This window comes from Bacteroides sp. 1_1_30, from assembly GCF_020982715.1.
Classification (GTDB): Bacteria; Bacteroidota; Bacteroidia; order Bacteroidales; family Bacteroidaceae; genus Bacteroides; species Bacteroides xylanisolvens.
This window is the reverse complement of the sequence record NZ_JAJKHN010000210.1, coordinates 1-1,370: the sequence shown is the minus strand read 5'-3', so window position 1 is coordinate 1,370 and position 1,370 is coordinate 1. Positions and strand designations below refer to the sequence as shown.

Annotated in this window: 1 protein-coding gene; it reads right to left on the bottom strand. The window is 55.9% G+C overall.

The genetic code is table 11. The features are described 5' to 3' along the window. Positions 1-1,370, bottom strand: a 1,370-nt coding sequence (locus LPH68_RS26900; protein WP_230297269.1) for a kinase, incomplete at both ends; no start/stop codon positions are given.

Genomic DNA, 1,370 nt, shown 5'->3' with positions numbered 1-1,370 from the left:
GCTCACTTCCTTCTTCTCAAAGCTGTCCCATGTCACGTTGCTGATGACTTTCATGTCTCGGCCGATGGAAGGACGGGGCGGCTGGCTGTATTTTCTTGTGCGGCGGTCAATCTGGCGTTGCGCCTCCTTGCCGAGTCCTTTCAGGTCAGGGGTACGCAGACCGTTCTGTTCCGGTGCGACACCATGCTCGTACTCGATGTCCTTGGCAACGACCTGGCGGTTTATACGCTCGTTGATGACAGCCTCCTGCTGGGCGCGGATGAAACGTTTCTCGCCTTCCGTCTGCTCCTGCTGGGCACGGTGGATCGTCATCGGGAACGAGGCCACACACTCGAAACGCATCGCTCCGCCCTTATCCTTGTACAGCAGACGCACGCTGCTCATGTCATAAGGATCGTACTGGACATAGAACTTCTTGTAGGTGTTACGCCGGCGCCATTCCAGGTCAGGTTCACCGGGGGCGGAAAAAACCTCGTAGGGGTATTTCTTTCCCTGCACCGTGATCTCGATGCCGCTGGCGGTGAACAGAGACGGTTTTTCGGTCGTGTACCAGAACATCTCCACCATATCAGGAACGCTGACCGGATCGGTGGCCTCGTTCACGCTGGTATTGTACATCTCAATCCGGGAGATGCCGGTGGCCGGGTGTTTCATTGAGTTCCACTGCTCACGGGCGGCGGCATACTGCTGCTTCAGCTCTTCCAGTGTGGGAAGGGAATCGATGTTCGCGTTGATGAATTCCAGGTTCGGACGGCTTGTATCTCTCTTCGCCGTAATGTTCTGCCCGGTGAAACCGAAACGTTTTTTCAACACCTGGCTCTGGAAGCGGTAGAAAATGTTCTCAATCGTTTTGGACTCGCCGTTGTACGGGGCGGTCGGACGGTGGATACGGCTGATCTTCGAGAAAAGACCCAGCGCCGCGTTCTTCTTATGGCCGCCCTGGTTGTCGCACACGATCTCGTAGGGTTTGTGCCGGCTCGTCTGGATAGCCATGCGGAAAGCATGGTACTGCGCGATATAGTCCTCATTGTCGCTGATGTAATAGCCAAGAAGCACTTCGCTGTAAGCATCCACCACCTCGTACACGCTTGTCGTGCACTTGTTACCGTTCTCATCACGATAGTAGAGGTTCAGCTTCGTGCCGTCGCCATACCAGAGGCTGTCACGACGGCCCGGAAGGATTGTCCGGTGTTTGCGGTCATAACGCTGGTGCGCCTTCATTTCCCCATAAACCGCATCGTACCACAATGGTTCGACACGCGGGCTGTTGAACCATTCGCGGAGGCTGCGGGAACTCTTCAGGGGCTTCCAGCCACGTTCCGGAGCGACACGGTTGTACTCCTCGAAGATCTCCATGTCAGTATAAACCG